Below are 15,621 nucleotides of genomic sequence, written 5' to 3'. Positions count from 1 at the left end.
TCTCGATCAGTTAATGGTTGCCCTATAAAGCAGACGGCTTGTACCCCAGCTTTTGGTAAACCGGGAGGGTGAAATGAAAACAACTCCCGCCGCCCGGCCGCTCATCAACCCAAATTTGTCCATAGTGGGCCCGAATCGCCCGCTGGCAGGCAGCTAGCCCAATGCCATATCCCTCTGAGCGTTGATCTCGTTGCAGTCGGAATCGCTCCTTAAAGATGGAGCTACGTTGACTGTCGGGAATGCCGGGGCCACTGTCGCAAATGCTGACCTGCACATTCTGGGTGGTGCGGTGGAGGGCGGCCACATGGATTGTGCCCCCATCCGGCGTGTATTTCACGGCATTGTCCAGCAGGTTGGAAATCACTTGCCGAATTCGATCGGGGTCGGCATAAACCACCGGCAAGTCCTGGGGAATATCCGTTTCTAGGGTTTGGTGCTTCAGGTGAATTCGACTGCTGAAGGTGTCAATCACCGCGTGACAAAGGGCCTTGAGATCAACGGATTGGGGTTGAATGTCGGCCTCTTGTCCCTCCCCTTGCGACACTTCCAACAGGTTGGCAATCAAGCGATCGATCGCCCGAATTTGCGATCGCGCCTGCATCAACAGTCGCTCCCGCAGGCTATCGGTCATCTGGGCCGCCTGAATGGTGTTGGGTCGATAGCTGGCCTCCAGGGTCTCGATCGCCATCGAAGCCGCCGCTAAAGGGTTTCGCAAATCGTGGGCCACAATCTCGATCGCCCGATCCTTAAACCGCAACAGTTCCCTTAACTCCGCCTTTTCCCGCCCTAACCGAAAGACTTCATCTGACAGACGAATCACCTCCGCCGCCGTTGCCAACGACGAGGGCGAACCATCCGTCGGCATCATGTCCATCGACTGGTTCTTCTCCGGCGAGTCCAAGCTGTCGTGAATTGCCTCCTGCCACCGCTCCCACCAAGCATCCAGTTGCTGGGCCAAGTCCATTCCCGTCAGGGTTTGGCGAGGGTGGGGATGCACCTTCACCAGCGCGGGCGTGGCAATCAGCCGGAAATGTTCAGCCACGTAGGGTTGCTCGGCCACATCCACAATGTCGAAAGCAAAGGGATAGCGGGCTTTTAGGGCCTGTAATCGGCCCTGAATTAGGCTTGCTTGCTCCCAGGAACTGGAGCGGTGATCCACAAACAGAAGCAGTTGCAAGGGCGCGCGTGAGGCAGGGAAAGGATCGGGCGAAACCGACATAAGCGATGAACCATAAGATCAATAAGTTATGGATCGAGGCGGGCCTGCACCGTGACCATCCACCCGCATTCCAGCCAAAAAGGCGCAAACTCTTTACAATCAATGTCAATCAAAATCAAGCTGCAAGCCAGTTGCAATCAAACTACATGCAAACGCCCATCAAGGGCAGTGGGGGTGATGGAGTTGGCAGTGGTTGCCTCTGTCGATACCAATACCGTAGAAATGCCGTCGCTGGATCAGCCGTTGCTGGATCAAGGGCGGGGTTGGAAATGGGGCCGCAGGCTAAAAGTCGCCAGTCGGTTGCGTTCAGGCTAAGTTGAGCTTGAATGGGTGTTGATTTCTCCAGCCTATCGCTTTTTTCAGCGGGAGCTGCCAATTACGGTAAATCGGGAGGGGTGGAAGCGGCAATTCGATCGAGCGCCGAGCGGGCCGCCTTCGTCACGATCCCGGTTACAACTAGGGTGGCGATCAAACCCAAAATAAAAAGCAACCACTCGATCGGGCTTTTGGCTCGTTCTCCATACCCCGAAAACAGGCTAGCCAAGTCCCGAAAAGAAGCCCCGATATAGACATAGGCAACCGTTCCCGGCAACATCCCGATCGAGGCCAATAGGTAGTCTCGGATTGAAACCTGCGTTAGCCCCAACATATAGTTCAAGGCATTAAAGGGAAACAGCGGCGACAAGCGCATCAGCAACACAATCTTGAGGCCATCTTCTGCAATGGCGCGATCGATCGCCTGAAATTGTCGATTTCCAGCAATCCAGCGCTGTTCCACCCAATCCCGAATGCCATAGCGCCCCACCAGGAACGCTGCCAACGACCCCAGCGTGGCCGCCCAGAAAACAATCACCGATCCCCAACCCACCCCAAACAGCACCCCGGCCCCCAATGTCAACAGCGATCCGGGAACCAGCGCCACCGTGGCAACCACATACACAACCATGAAAGCGACACCGCTCCAGGGCCCCAAATGCATAATTTCCGATAAAACCCACTCCAAGAACGCCTGCACGCTAACCAGCCTCCCTCAGCCCCAAATCGGTGAATTTCAAGAAATCCCTCGTTTTAGCCCCCCAATGCTCTCCGTCTATAAAAATCCGCATCTATAAATCTGCTTCTGCCAGCCATCAAGTCATCAAAAATTTTTGGAAAATCTTACTTGAAATTTAGCTTGATCTTTGCTCGATCGCTACTCGATAAATCCTGAATCTATACTCCCTTCCTCGTTCTCTTCCCTATGGACAGTTAAAAGACCTAAATCAAAATTTTCCCGATGAAGACCCCGACAATAGCAGTAAAATGGTTCAATATTATCTATTGCCACAGAATTGATTCCCGCAAAATTACTGGAGCAAAAGCTGCAACTAAAACGGTAACCAAATCCCACTAACCTTGAATTTGACTTTAGAATCTTTTCAGAATCACTTCGTGAATGTCCTATGGATCGGCCGTCCCAAACTCCAATTCCGCTGCCTTCACACATTCACTACGAACTACTTCTTCAGTTGCTGGAACGAGAAACCAGTGGCACTCTCAAACGAGGCACGGAGGAACACCGACAGCTCCAAGAATTGGTGGCCACCCTCCGCCGGGCACTCGCCGTTCAAAAACAGTTGGAAGCCAGTTGCCAAAATAAACAGCTCCCGATCGAATATCACTGGTCGTTGAATCTGCCAGCCGTTGGCCCTCTGAGCAACGCTGCCAAAGGCGAAGAATAATCCAGGATCAATGATCAATCAAGAACGATCGATTGATTGATTGGCCAACCATCATCAATCAATTTCACCGATCAATGCTTGATCGACTTTTCATTTCGTATTGATCAATTTTTCATGATTGGCAGTTTGACTATAATCACCAAACTAGTGGTTTTGGTTTGATATTGAAATAAATTCAAATGATTCAAGCAATTTCGATAACCTTTGAATAATCTCCAATTAAACTCACTATCGACTCTTTTCCTCCATTTGAATATTTTCTGAAACAACTATCGCAGTTAATCAATAAAGTAACTTAGTTGCCAGCTTTAGTTGCCAGCTTTAGCTGATTAAAAATTGGCAAACCCAAAGCTGATTTGATCAGAAAATTAAAGATCAAAGGCTAATAGGCTAATTTAACGAATTTAAGTTAACCAAAATAGATCAACATAGATTAATCAAGATCACAAGATCGATTGATCACCAAAATCGCTGGCTTTTGCTCAATTTTTGCCAGTTCAATTGGTCTTTCGCACCGTGCTCAGTTCCCAATCTTCCCAAGCAGGATGCCAAAGGCCCCAGGCGATCGCCCAAAGTGCTTGGGATAGCTCGTTTTGTGACCCATGGCGATCGCTAATTCTTAAGAATTGACCCAAGCCAGCCCGATCGAATCGACCCCATTTCAGAGAAGCTTGTGCCAGTTAGCGGCAGATTGATTTTGTTTTTGTCCATATTTTTATCTCAATCCTAATTGCAAAAGATTCTCGTTTCTGTCGATTCCAAAACCTATAAAAACTCCTCCCAATTAAAGATCCAGCCCATCAACGACTCAAGACAAATCTGTCGAATCAGGTGATCGCTTACAGTTTCCGATTTGCAACAAACTGAAATAATTAGCAGGATTATTTTTATCGAATTGTGTCAGATCCTAGAATTGCAGATCAGCGCCAATCGGCAATCTGGTAAAAGTGCCTAGAGAGCAAGCGTTTTCGAGTTTCCATCCTCATCCAACCCAGCCGCAGGAGAGAGTACCGGATGTTCACCTACGTCAAGCCCGCCGTGCGCCACGTCCAACCCGAAGATCTTCGGGGGCGGTCTTTAGTCAAGGTGGTCTACGTCGTTCTGGAAGCGCAGTACCAGAGCGCCTTGACGGCAGCAGTCAAGTCGATTAATGCCAACAATCCGAATGTGGCCGTGGAAATCAGCGGCTATTTGATTGAAGAGCTGCGTAGTCCCGAAAATTACGAAGCCTTTTGTGATGATGTGGCCAGAGCTAACATCTTCATTGCTTCATTGATCTTTATTGAAGACCTGGCCGAAAAGGTGGTGGCCGCCGTGCAGCCCCACCGCGATCGCCTCGATGCGGCCGTGGTGTTCCCCTCCATGCCCCCCGTGATGCGGCTGAACAAGCTGGGCACTTTCTCGATGGCGCAATTGGGCCAGTCCAAGAGCGTGATCGGCGAATTCATGAAGAAGCGCAAACAGCAAAACGGCAGCGGCTTTGAAGACGCAATGCTGAAGCTGTTGCGGACGCTGCCGAACGTGCTGAAATTCCTGCCCGTGGAAAAGGCCCAGGATGCCCGCAGCTTCATGCTCAGCTTCCAATATTGGTTGGGTGGCTCGCCGGAGAACCTGGAAAACTTCCTGCTAATGCTGGCCGATAAATATGTCTTTAAGACGGACAAATCGGGGCGCGATCAGTCACGCGAAAAGATTGATTTGGATTATGCCGAGCCGGTCACCTATCCCGACATGGGAATTTGGCACCCGCTGGCTCCCAAGATGTTTGAGGATACGAACGAGTATTTGGCTTGGTATCGCAGCTCGTCAGTCGTGCCCGATGCGGTGCGTGATCCCGATGCGCCCTGTGTGGGTTTGGTGTTGCAGCGGACGCACTTGGTGACGGGTGATGACGCGCACTATGTGGGCATGGTGCAAGAGTTTGAAGCCCAGGGCGCGAAGGTGATCCCAGTGTTTGCGGGGGGCTTGGACTTCTCGAAGCCGGTGGATGAATATTTCTATTTGCCCAGCAAGAACGGCAGCGAACCGACCACGATCGTGGATGCGGTGGTGTCGCTGACGGGGTTTGCTCTGGTGGGTGGCCCGGCCCGGCAGGATCACCCGAAGGCGATCGAGTCCTTGAAGCGGCTGAACCGTCCCTACATGGTGGCGCTGCCGTTGGTGTTCCAAACCACCGAAGAGTGGGAAGAAAGCGAGCTGGGCTTGCACCCGATCCAGGTGGCGCTGCAAATCGCGATTCCTGAGTTGGATGGGGCGATCGAGCCGATTATTGTCTCCGGTCGCGACGGCAACACCGGTAAGGCGATCGCCCTGCAAGACCGAGTCCAGGCGATTGCCGAGCGCGCCCTCAAGTGGGCCAACCTGCGTCGCAAGCCGAAGCTGCACAAGAAAGTGGCGATCACTGTCTTCAGCTTCCCGCCGGATAAGGGCAACGTGGGTACAGCGGCCTACCTTGACGTGTTTGGCTCGATCCATGAGGTGCTGAAGGGGCTGCAACGGGAAGGCTACGACCTACGCGACGTGCCCGAGTCGCCCAAGGAGCTGATGGAAGCCGTCCTGAAGGATGCCCAGGCCCAATACGCCAGCCCCGAGCTGAACGTGGCCTACCGCATGAGCGTGGCGGAATACGAAAAGCTCACCCCCTATTCCAAGAAGCTGGAAGAGAACTGGGGCAAACCGCCAGGCAACCTGAACAGCGACGGCCAAAACCTGCTGGTGTTCGGGAAGCATTTCGGCAACGTGTTCATTGGTGTGCAGCCCACCTTCGGCTACGAAGGCGACCCGATGTTGCTGCTGTTCTCGCGATCGGCTAGCCCCCACCACGGATTCGCCGCCTACTACACCTACCTGGAAAAGGTCTGGGGCGCAGATGCGGTGCTGCACTTTGGAACGCACGGTTCGCTGGAGTTCATGCCCGGTAAGCAAATCGGCATGTCCAACGACTGCTATCCCGACAGCCTGATCGGTTCGATCCCCAACCTCTACTACTACGCCGCCAACAACCCCAGCGAAGCGACGATCGCCAAGCGCCGGGGCTACGCGGAAACCATTTCCTACCTGACTCCGCCCGCTGAAAATGCCGGTCTCTATAAGGGCTTGAAGGAACTGAGCGATCTGATCGGCTCCTACCAAACCCTGAAGGACACGGGTCGCGGCCCCTCGATCGTCGATGCGATTATCGAGCAAGCTCGCGCCGTCAATCTGGACAAGGATGTGGAACTGCCGGAAACGGCCGGTAAGGATCTGAGTTCCGAGCAACGGGATACGGTGGTGGGTTCCGTCTATCGCAAGCTGATGGAAATCGAGTCGCGCTTGCTGCCCTGCGGTTTGCACGTGATCGGTAAGCCCCCCACGGCCGAAGAAGCGGTGGCCACTCTGGTGAACATTGCCGCCCTCGATCGCCCCGAGGATGGGATCATTGCCCTGCCCCGGATCATCGCCAACAGCATCTATCGCGACATCGAAGAGATTTACCGCAACAGTGATAAGGGCGTGTTAGCCGATGTGGAACTGTTGCAAAAAATCACCCTAGCCACCCGTACGGCGGTGAAGGCCATGGTCGATGCCCAAATCGACACCGATGGTCGCCTCTCGAAGCTAGCCAAGTTCAACTTCTTTGGCTTCGGAACCCAGAAGCAGCCTTGGGTTGAAGCCCTAAGCGAGGCTGGGTTTAGCAACGTCGATCGCGACTCCCTAAAACCGCTGTTCGAGTACCTGGAATTCTGCCTCCAGCAAATCGTGGCCGACAACGAAATGGCCTCTCTGCTGCGGGCCCTCGAAGGCGAATACATCCTGCCCGGCCCCGGCGGTGACCCGGTGCGGAACCCGGAAGTGCTGCCCACGGGCAAGAACATGCACGCCCTCGATCCCCAGTCGATTCCGACCACGGCGGCGGTACAGTCAGCCAAGGTGGTGGTCGATCGGCTGCTCGATCGCCAACGCCAGGAAAACGGCGGCGCATACCCCGAGACGATCGCCTGTGTCCTTTGGGGAACCGACAACATCAAGACCTATGGTGAATCCCTGGCGCAGATCCTCTGGCTGGTGGGTGTGAAACCCGTGCCCGATGCCCTGGGTCGCGTCAACAAGCTGGAACTGGTCTCCCTTGAGGAACTGGGTCGCCCCCGGATTGACACGGTGATCACCTGCTCCGGCGTGTTCCGGGATCTGTTTGTGAACCAAATGGCCCTGCTCGATCGGGCCGTCAAGATGGCCGCCGAAGCCGACGAGCCGTTGGAAATGAACTTCGTCCGCAAGCACGCCATGGCCCAAGCGGAAGAACTCGGCATCAACCTGCGCCAAGCCGCCACCCGCGTGTTCACCAACTCCTCCGGCTCCTACTCCACCAACGTCGGTCTGGCCGTGGAAAACGGCACCTGGGAACAGGAAAAAGACTTGCAAGACATGTACCTGTCGCGTAAGTCCTTCGCCTTCTCCGCCGACAACCCCGGCGAAATGGAGCAGTCCCGCGAGTTGCTGGAACGCGCCCTGAAAACCGTCGATGTGACCTTCCAAAACCTGGATTCGTCGGAAATTTCCATGACCGACGTGTCGCACTACTACGACTCCGACCCGACCAAGGTGGTGGCCAGCCTCCGCGCCGATGGCAAAAAACCCGCCGCCTACATGGCCGACACCAGCACCGCCAACGCCCAAGTGCGTACCCTGTCGGAAACCGTCCGGCTGGATGCCCGCACCAAGATGTTGAATCCCAAGTGGTACGAAGGGATGCTGTCCCACGGCTACGAAGGGGTACGCGAGCTAGCCAAGCGCCTAAACAACACCCTGGGCTGGAGCGCCACGGCGGACGCGGTGGACAACTGGGTCTACGAGGACACAAACGACACCTTCATCGCCGACCCCGAAATGTGCAAGCGGCTGATGGATCTGAATCCTCACTCTTTCCGCCGAATGCTGGGCACGCTGCTGGAAGCCAACGGCCGCGGCTACTGGGATACGAGCGATGAAAACCTCGATCGCCTGCGGGATCTCTACCAAGAAGTGGAAGACCGCATCGAAGGCATCGAGTGAGGGCAGCTGTAGACTCTATTGTGAGTCTAGGCTAGACTAAACTTCAAGGGTAGACAGGCTACTGTCTGCCCTTTGTTGTATGCGATAAGCTGATGACTGAAGACTATGCAAGCGCCTTTCTGGAACGCGCTCAAGACCAGGCTGTTCTCGCCAAAGCCGATCGCCGAATTGCAGCTATGCACATGGGCGGTATCGTCATTGAATGTCGGCTAAAAAGCCTAATATTCCGTGGTTTTCCCTCAGCTATGCACGTTTGGAAAACAGATGACCACGACCCTGGCCACAACATCACTAATCCTGGTCACCACCTACTAAATACTCTAAAGTGTTGTCCCAAGCTATACACCAAGGCCAAGAAGTCTAGAGACGTTCTTCGGTGGCTAGCAACTGTTCAGGATCCCTGTGGGGATTTCATTAGTCTGCGCTATGCCTGTCATGAAGTTTCTGATGAAGACTACTCAAGATGGCTGACAGCCTATCGAAACTTAAAAGGTTGGATTCAGAAAAATTATCATAGCTAGGTTTTTCAAAGGGATAACTATTAAGCGTTATGAATACTAACTGGATTTTTGACCTGAAATCAGAATTAGAAAAAAACTATATTCGTCACCCTGAAACTGAGTGGCTAGACTTAACTATTTCGTCTGACGGCTTCATTGATTTAACGATTGTTAGTGATCATTTTCAAGATTTGAGTCATCAATCTCGTCAAGATATAGTTCAGAAATTAGTTCAGCGGACAACAGGCTTCTTGTCGCTCTATACGGTTGAAGAAGCAAAAGTTTTGGAGATGGAGCGCCCTGCTCCTGCTCGGAGTGAGCAGGTGAGAACTTGGCATGACTTAGCCATGTGGGCGCAAAATCCCCAGAATCACGGTGAGGTGAAGGAACGATCGCCCCGATCGCCCCGTACTGTTGCTTTCTATTCCTTCAAAGGGGGTGTTGGCCGTACAACAGCCCTGATTCATGTGGCTTGGCTATTGGTAAAACAGGGCAAAAAAGTTGTCGTGGTGGATTTGGATATCGAGGCACCAGGTCTTAGCAAAGCTTTGGATCTGGATGATTCGCCAGAAGTCGGCATTGTTGATTATTTCTATGAGCGGGCTTATGCGCCTGACGGAGCAAATTATGAAATTCAAATCGGCGATATCTTAGCGGAATATCGAGATCAGCAATTAGGCGATACCCGTGGTGGTCGCTTCTTTGTTGTCCCCACAGGAAAACTCGATCTCGACTATTTAGCAAAAGTTGATGACTTAAAGGCCAGTACTTGGGTTAATGGTAATGAGTCTTTGTGGGATGTCTTTACCCGCGATATCAAAAAACAGATTGAGCCAGATTTGATTTTAGTAGATTCTCGAACTGGCTTGAATCAATGGGGTGCTTTTTCCTTGGTTCAAGCAGCAGATTCCGCCATTTTAGTCTTGTTTCCCAACGCGCAAAATGCAGAAGGGGCAAAAATTTTAGTTCAAGCTCTTGGCTCACTGGGCAAGCAGAACATTAATTTTGTTTTTTCACCAATCCCTAATTCAGACTCAAAAGCAATAGCCCAGTCAATTCAGCTGGACTTGAATGAAATTATTAATCAATTCATTCCGCCAGCTAGTAGTGATGAGCCAGATGATGAAGATCTAGCTAGCAGTGATGACTTGATTTGTATTGAATACCTCCTGCCGATTGCAGTCGCTCCCCACTATCCTGTCCATTCTGTCTTGGATTGGTATCAGCCAATTGCCAATCTAATATCAAAAGACTCAACTAGCTTACCCGTATCAACTCAATTGCAGCGTGATCGCTGGAAAATTATTGAAGATCTTCAATTTTCTAATGTTGATGCTACACAAGAACAAGCGACTCTCAGTAATATTTTTCAAAAGACATCTAATTTCTATGATTTTCTAGATGACAGAGTTTGTCTGGTTACTGGACGGAAAGGAACGGGTAAAACGGCTCTTTACTTTCTGTTTTTGAAGCATTTTGCTTTTGCCCAAAAGCTTACTGATCGTTTGAATAAAACTACTATTCTTTCAGGGCATGGCATGTTGTCCTCCGGTCGCCCAACAGAGAGTGAGTTTGATTTTATTCGTACCGATTTAAGTAATTCTCAAACAAGTTGGCTCGGCTTTTGGGCTTCTTATGCGCTCTTTAGGATAATGGCTGATCACAGCCAGTCATCGATTAGTCTGAGGAAAGATAAATATAAACCGCTAAAAGATAGTTTTGGTACTGTAAAAAATCTCCAATTTGGCTCAGAGCACCAAGATTTATTGCTTCAATGGTCTCAAAGTCGTGAGCTAAGACCGTTGATCTTTGATGCCTTAAAAGACATTGACAATTATCTCAAGAAGCAAGATCAAAAAATCTGGTTGCTTTATGACAACCTAGATCAAGATTTAGCAGAAGCCAATAACTTACGCAACGATGCCTTGACTGGACTTTTTAAATTAGTTCAAGAGTTGGATGCAAAGGAACTAACTAATCTTCGAATCAAGATTTTCCTTCGTGAGGATATTTGGGAACGACTGATTTTTGACAATAGAAGCCACCTTCGCGGGCGCTCTATAAAACTGGAATGGAAGCGAGTGGACTTACTGCGCTTCGCTTACCGTCAGGTCACTCAATCTGAGAAATTCAAAGCCCTAGTCAGTCAAGTTGCCCCTATCCCAGATCCCGATTCAGCAACGGAAGAGACGCTGGTTGAAGCCTTGAAGATATTGTGGGGCGATCGCATACGCTTGGGATCGCGTGGAAAATATCTCTATCGCTGGGTTTATGATCGCCTGAGCGATACTAGTGACGCAACCTATCCCCGTAGCTTGGTAGTGTTGCTAACTGAGGCAAAGAAATTAGAATTGCAACATAAAAACGACCCTAAATTGCAATCTGATCGCCTTTTCCGAAGCCGCTTTATGGCTGATGCACTCGAAGAAGCCTCACGAGCACGCTGCCAAGAAATGCGTGAAGAGTATGGCAATCTCTCAGCATTCTTTGATTCCTTGTCAGGAAAAGATGCCTTACTGCAACCGCAAGAGTTGCGGCAATGCTGGGAAAACTCTGCCCGAGAGGTTGAGCCAGATTTTGAGCGCTTTGTACAACTCTTGAAGTCGATCGGGCTGGCGGAATGGCGACCTAAGGATGAGCGATATCGCTTTGCTGACCTTTACGTTTATGGGTTTAATATGAACAAAAAAGGGATGCGATAAAACATTTTTGTTGATGTAGCTGGTTACGGGCTGGTCGAGATAGCACGGAACTAGGGTCAGGAAGAGCATTGAAGAAACTACAAGCCGATCGCCCTGTTTAAGAATATCGATTTCATTGTTGATCTTAGTGTGGAAGTAATGCATCGCATCGCCTCCACACTAAAGTTTGCACCTATCAAAACCAATGAGTCAACAACTGGGCACTGTTAGAAATGACTTGCCAAAGTCCGATGAAGGCTAAGATTTTGGTGATGTAGGCTAGCCAGTCAGTTTTAGCTGTTGACCTAGCAGCAGCATGGCGCTGTTTCATGGTTGATGCTCCTGATTACCATTTTTTGTAGGGCAGGAATTTTCCATTCATGGTGATTTTCACGCGATCGCCCTTGGGATCTTCTTCTTTTTCAATGTCCAAGGTGAAGTCGATCGCGCTCATGATCCCATCGCCAAACTTCTCATGAATCACAGCTTTCATCGGCATTCCATAGACCTGCATGATTTCGTAGAACCGATAGATCAGCGGATCGGTAGGAACCACGGGCCCCAGCCCTTTCACCGAAGATTCTGTCAGTTCTGGCACTAAATCTTCGCTGAGTCCCAGAGCGTTGAGCAGCTTGCTAGCTTCATCAGCAGAGGCAGACGCTTGGCGATAGATCACTGCCGCAATCCACACTTCGTCCCGACCGATCGCCTGTTCTAGCTCCGTGAATGTCACCCCCTTTGCCTTTTTAGCTGCCAATAGGGTTGCGGTGATTGCGGGAATTTCAGTGGTAGACATATTTTTTCCTTTCAATGTTTGGGTTGCGTTGCTGATTTTGACGGGGTTGATTCTGTCTGCGGCCAACGGTAGTTATTTCCGCACCCGAGACTCTTCCACAGCCCGAGTTTCGTAGGACAAATGCTGCTCCATTGCCGCTTTTAGTTCGTGGTAGCCCGGATATTGATCCAGTTCTTCCCGACGGCGCGGCCGAGGAAATGGCACATCCAGCACCTGAGCAATACCCGCAGCCGGGCCCCGTGTCATCATCACAATCTTGTCAGACAACAGCAGCGCTTCTTCAATGCTGTGAGTAATCAAGATCACGGTCTTGCGTTCTTGCTCCCAAATTCGCTCAATTTCGTCTTGGAGAAAACCGCGTGTGAGCGCATCCAAAGCGCCAAAGGGTTCATCCATCAACAAAATTTGTGGATTGATTGCCAGCGCCCTAGCAATGCCCACCCGTTGCTTCATTCCCCCTGAAAGTTCATGGGGGTGTTTAGCCTCAGCTCCCCGTAGCCCCACCAAACCAATGTAGTCTTGGACGATCGATTTTCGCTGGGCAATTCCCATGGTTGGGTAGACTGTTTCCACCGCAAAATCGATGTTTTCGGCAACCGTCATCCAGGGCATCAGGGCATAGTTTTGAAACACAACGCCGCGATCGGGCCCAGGTGCAGAAACCGGCTGACCATTGATGCTGACTTGTCCCGTGGTGGGCTGAGATAATCCCGCAATAATGTTCAGCAACGTGGACTTGCCACAACCCGATGGCCCAATGATTGAAACGAAGGTGTTAGGCTCCACTTCCAGATCAATATCCGCGATCGCCACAAAAGATTTTGAGGTGCGCCGCAGTAGTTTGTCCATCTTGCCCGTGCGTCCCGGGAATACTTTGGAAATACCGTGCAGTGTCAGATGCGCTACAGGCGGTTCAAGGGAGGGGAGCGCCATTTTAGATGCAGGAACTTGCATGGATTAAGACCTTTGGCCAAAGGAAACTCGATGTTGCAATACACCAAATAGGTAGTCCATCAGCAGCCCTACCAGCCCAACAATCAAGATGGCAGTAATGATGCTGGTGATCTTCAAGTTATTCCACTCATTCCAAACGAAATAGCCAATTCCACCACTCAGCAAAATCTCCGCCGCCACAATCACCAACCAAGCAATTCCTAGGCTAATTCGTAGCCCGGACACAATGTTGGGAGCAGCGGCCGGCAAAATTACCTTGGTAACGATTCGCCAGCGGGAAGCGCCTAAGGTGTGGGCCACGTTCAGATAGGCTGGATCTACATTACTGACCCCGAACTTGGTGTTAATTAGGGTCGGCCAGATGCTGGTGATTGCGATGACAAACAGGGCTGTTCTTTCCGAATCTCGCATGAGTGCCAGACCCAATGGCAGCCAGGCGAGCGGAGAAACAGGACGCAGAATTTGAATGAAGGGGTCAACGGCTTTGGAAACCACGGGCGATAGACCAATCAAAATTCCCAGGGGAATGGCGATCGCCGTGCCAATCAAAAAACCACTCAAAACTCGGCGCAAACTGGTTAACAACAAAAGACCAATGCCCTGATCGTTGGGCCCATTATCAAAAAACGGGTTTGAGATCCAAAACCAAAGATCGGCGATCGTTTGGCTAGCAGAGGGCATGATGGGCAAGAAGAGTTTGGAATTTGCGCCCAACTCCCACAGCCCCAAAAACACTAGCAGAATTCCCACAAACAACAAGAAGGCTTGTTGGTCGGTATTCAGCCGAAATGGCTTAACTTTTGATGGAGCAGAGCGGAGTACTTCATTGGTCACGATGGTAAACCTCGCTAGACTTTAAACCGCTTGATTTGTTCGTCAACGTAAGCGGCGGGGTCTTTGGGATCGAAGGTGTCGTACTTCAGCTTTTCAGGCCGTTCGGCAGTGCTGGGCGGCGTTTGACCCAGTTCTTTTTGCAGTTCCGCTGCCAAATCCGTCAAGAAAATATCTTGGGCCATCTTGTCGTAATCTGCTTTGTCTTTGGGCATCAGATCCCAGCGGACTAATTGTGCTGCAATCCACTTGGAAAAACTCTTCCAAGGATAGGGATCAAAGCCAATGCGATCGGGCACATCCTGCGTATTGCCCAGCCCATCTTCAAATTTGCCCGTTAGCACAGCTTCCACCACAGGCAAGGGTTGATTGAGATACTTACGCTCAATCAAAGCCCTGGCAATTTCAGGACGATTAGCTGGCGTATTTGCATAGGCAGCCGCATCAATAATCGACTTGTTTACGGCCCGGAAGGTGTTGGGATTTGCATCAATCCACGATTGACTAGCGGCAAAAGCACAGCAGGGGTGTCCATCCCACAGATCTTTCGTCAACATGTGAATGAACCCAACCTGTTCAAAAACAGCCCGTTGATTGAAGGGATCAGGCATCAACATGGCATCAATTTCACCTGCTGCCATTTTGGCAACGCTGTCCGGCGGTGGCACGGGTGAAATTTGCACATCTTTATCTGGGTTGAGTCCCCCAGCCGCTAGGTAATAGCGAATCAGCATATTGTGCATCGAGAAGGGGAAGGGCACACCAATTTTGAAGCCCTTGAAGTCTTTGGCTTCCTTCACCTTACCTTTATGCTTGGTAGCAACGGTAATTGCCTGACCATTGATGTTTTCAATGCTGGCCAGCTTGATGGGAAATGCTGCTGAACCTAAGCCGAGGGTGATCGCGATCGGCATGGGAGAAAGCATGTGGTAAGCATCGAGTTCACCCGCGATCGCGGAGTCCCGAACAGCGGCCCAGTTGGGCATCTTTTTCACTTGCACATTCAAGCCATATTTGCTGTAGAAACCCAGCGGCTCCGACATCACGATCGGGGTGGCGCAGGTGATAGGAATGAACCCGATCGTTAAATCCTTTTTCTCCAAATTCGTTGGCGCATCCGCCGCAGGGGACTGATCTGTTGTGGGGGCTTGACCCTGTTGTGGGCCGCAGCTAGCAGCGGCGATCAATGCTCCAGCCACCACCACTCGTTTTAGGAATTCTCGTCGGCTAAATTCACTATTGTGAATGGTGTTGCTAAAAAATTCCGTGGAGTGAACACCGAATGCGGCTGCAAATACCTGATCAAGCCCGCCTGCTTCCTTAATCAGCGCCTGACAAAAGCGTTCTCGCTCTGGGTTGCCGCCCATTTGTCGCAGCAGCAGCGCTTCTTTCATCTCCACTTCAGTCAGTGTCCTGGCCAGCTCTAGGGTTTCAGGCTTGTACAAACCCATCCGAATGAGATCATTAACGAGTTCTGCCGGATCGTGGGGCATTCCTTCGGCCGCTTGCCAGTGATCCTGAGGAAAATGAGTTCCTCCGCAGGGACAACGACTGAGTTCGACTTGAGCCTGAGAGCGAATATCCACTGATGACATGAGCTGCTCCAATTGGTATTGCGCAGGACAACATTCGGGTCTGTTGCTTTGCACAATACCAAGGAATAATGGGCGATCGCATTAGAATTTTTTTGGCAAGAGTAGGATTTTTTTTCGCTCTTGAAAGAACAACCAAGAACTCTGTGGGAAGTTTAGAAAACTCGCATTTGGAAAATAATGCGCTAGAATCCCCTGATTTCGGAAAAATCAAGCAAAAAGCGTCAATTTTTCTGAAATTTTGGAATCACATCTGCGCTTTATGCAGAGATAGTTCTATACACAAATAATTGATC

Annotated in this window: 10 protein-coding genes; 4 read left to right on the top strand and 6 right to left on the bottom strand. The window is 50.9% G+C overall.

Going from position 1 to position 15,621, the window contains the following annotated elements; genetic code table 11:
* Positions 1–22: 22 nt before the first annotated feature.
* Positions 23–1,219 carry a histidine kinase gene (locus H6F46_RS13140; RefSeq protein ID WP_190355136.1) on the bottom strand — a complete coding sequence of 399 codons (1,197 nt, stop codon included), beginning with the start codon at positions 1,217–1,219 and terminating at the stop codon, positions 23–25.
* Positions 1,220–1,595: 376 nt separating this feature from the next.
* A complete protein-coding gene (locus H6F46_RS13135; protein WP_347278326.1) occupies positions 1,596–2,234 on the bottom strand; it encodes a TVP38/TMEM64 family protein in 639 nt (212 codons plus the stop codon).
* Between the two features lie 427 nt (positions 2,235–2,661).
* Between H6F46_RS13135 and H6F46_RS13130 the strand changes: the two genes are divergently transcribed.
* From H6F46_RS13130 to H6F46_RS13115, 4 genes are all read left to right on the top strand, one after another.
* Entirely contained in the window at positions 2,662–2,940 is a 279-nt protein-coding gene (locus H6F46_RS13130; RefSeq protein ID WP_190355135.1) for a DUF5340 family protein, read from the top strand.
* A gap of 1,014 nt (positions 2,941–3,954) precedes the next feature.
* Positions 3,955–7,971: a magnesium chelatase subunit H gene (locus H6F46_RS13125; RefSeq protein WP_190355134.1), complete on the top strand. Its 4,017-nt coding sequence runs from the start codon at positions 3,955–3,957 to the stop codon at positions 7,969–7,971.
* 92 nt (positions 7,972–8,063) lie between these two features.
* Positions 8,064–8,492, top strand: a complete 429-nt coding sequence (locus H6F46_RS13120) for a hypothetical protein (protein WP_190355133.1) — start codon at positions 8,064–8,066, stop codon at positions 8,490–8,492.
* 29 nt (positions 8,493–8,521) lie between these two features.
* Positions 8,522–11,173, top strand: coding sequence for a P-loop ATPase, Sll1717 family (locus H6F46_RS13115; RefSeq protein WP_190355132.1), 2,652 nt, complete (start codon positions 8,522–8,524; stop codon positions 11,171–11,173).
* Between the two features lie 325 nt (positions 11,174–11,498).
* Here the strand turns inward: H6F46_RS13115 and cynS are convergent, their stop codons facing one another.
* The 4 genes from cynS to H6F46_RS13095 form a co-directional block, all read right to left on the bottom strand.
* Complete coding sequence (cynS, locus tag H6F46_RS13110) at positions 11,499–11,948, bottom strand: cyanase (protein ID WP_190355131.1); 450 nt, start codon at positions 11,946–11,948, stop codon at positions 11,499–11,501.
* 72 nt (positions 11,949–12,020) lie between these two features.
* Positions 12,021–12,881 (bottom strand): ABC transporter ATP-binding protein, encoded by an 861-nt coding sequence (locus H6F46_RS13105; RefSeq protein WP_199291557.1) that lies wholly within the window; start codon positions 12,879–12,881, stop codon positions 12,021–12,023.
* Between the two features lie 24 nt (positions 12,882–12,905).
* A complete protein-coding gene (locus H6F46_RS13100; protein WP_190355129.1) occupies positions 12,906–13,736 on the bottom strand; it encodes an ABC transporter permease subunit in 831 nt (276 codons plus the stop codon).
* Between the two features lie 14 nt (positions 13,737–13,750).
* Positions 13,751–15,328, bottom strand: coding sequence for an ABC transporter substrate-binding protein (locus H6F46_RS13095; RefSeq protein ID WP_190355128.1), 1,578 nt, complete (start codon positions 15,326–15,328; stop codon positions 13,751–13,753).
* Positions 15,329–15,621 lie beyond the last annotated feature (293 nt).

The organism is Limnothrix sp. FACHB-1083, assembly GCF_014696485.1.
Lineage (GTDB): Bacteria > Cyanobacteriota > Cyanobacteriia > CACIAM-69d > CACIAM-69d > CACIAM-69d.
The sequence above is the reverse complement of the archived record's forward strand: the minus strand, read 5'-3'. Positions and strand labels throughout refer to the sequence as shown.

Excerpts from the sequence above, each read along its gene's own strand:
- H6F46_RS13140 (WP_190355136.1), bottom strand. The coding sequence starts at position 1,219 with ATGTCGGTTTCGCCCGATCCTTTCCCTGCCTCACGCGCGCCCTTGCAA.
- H6F46_RS13130 (WP_190355135.1), top strand. The coding sequence starts at position 2,662 with ATGGATCGGCCGTCCCAAACTCCAATTCCGCTGCCTTCACACATTCAC.
- H6F46_RS13125 (WP_190355134.1), top strand. The coding sequence starts at position 3,955 with ATGTTCACCTACGTCAAGCCCGCCGTGCGCCACGTCCAACCCGAAGAT.
- H6F46_RS13120 (WP_190355133.1), top strand. The coding sequence starts at position 8,064 with ATGACTGAAGACTATGCAAGCGCCTTTCTGGAACGCGCTCAAGACCAG.
- H6F46_RS13115 (WP_190355132.1), top strand. The coding sequence starts at position 8,522 with ATGAATACTAACTGGATTTTTGACCTGAAATCAGAATTAGAAAAAAAC.
- cynS (WP_190355131.1), bottom strand. The coding sequence starts at position 11,948 with ATGTCTACCACTGAAATTCCCGCAATCACCGCAACCCTATTGGCAGCT.
- H6F46_RS13105 (WP_199291557.1), bottom strand. The coding sequence starts at position 12,881 with ATGGCGCTCCCCTCCCTTGAACCGCCTGTAGCGCATCTGACACTGCAC.
- H6F46_RS13095 (WP_190355128.1), bottom strand. The coding sequence starts at position 15,328 with ATGTCATCAGTGGATATTCGCTCTCAGGCTCAAGTCGAACTCAGTCGT.